Annotated in this window: 1 protein-coding gene; it reads left to right on the forward strand. The window is 77.2% G+C overall.

Translation table 11 applies throughout. The annotated features are described in order from the left end of the window. Nucleotides 1–429 (forward strand): nucleoside-diphosphate sugar epimerase/dehydratase (locus ACLIYP_RS30860; protein ID WP_412716351.1); only part of this gene is annotated, 429 nt, incomplete at both ends.

Genomic DNA, 429 nt, shown 5'->3' on the forward strand with positions numbered 1-429 from the left:
GACGGTCCTGGCGGCCGCGGTGGCCGTCCACACGGCCCTGGCCTGCGCCGCCCGCGGCACCGTCCACCTGGCGTGCCGCCGGGCCGGGCGCCGCAGGCCGCGCTCCGCACTGGTGGTCGGCGCCGGAGAGGCGGGGCGGCGCATCACCACCGCCCTGTACGAGCACCCCGAGTACGGGATGCGCCCGGTCGGAGTGGTCGAGCCGGGCGGAGAACCCGCCGACGCGGCACTGGCCGAGGGCGTATCGGTACCGGTTCTCACCGGACGTGAGGACATCGTCCGGGCCGCCATCCAGAACGCCGTGCGCGACGCGGTGTTCACCCTCGACCCCGGAACGGACCCGGAGGCCGCGGCGCTCGTGCCGCTCTTCACGGACCTGGACTGCACCGTGTGGGTGGTCGGCACGGCCGGCCCGGCCGCGCACCCGGC

The sequence above is a fragment of the Streptomyces nanhaiensis genome, from assembly GCF_046614825.1.
Taxonomy (GTDB): domain Bacteria; phylum Actinomycetota; class Actinomycetes; order Streptomycetales; family Streptomycetaceae; genus Streptomyces; species Streptomyces radiopugnans.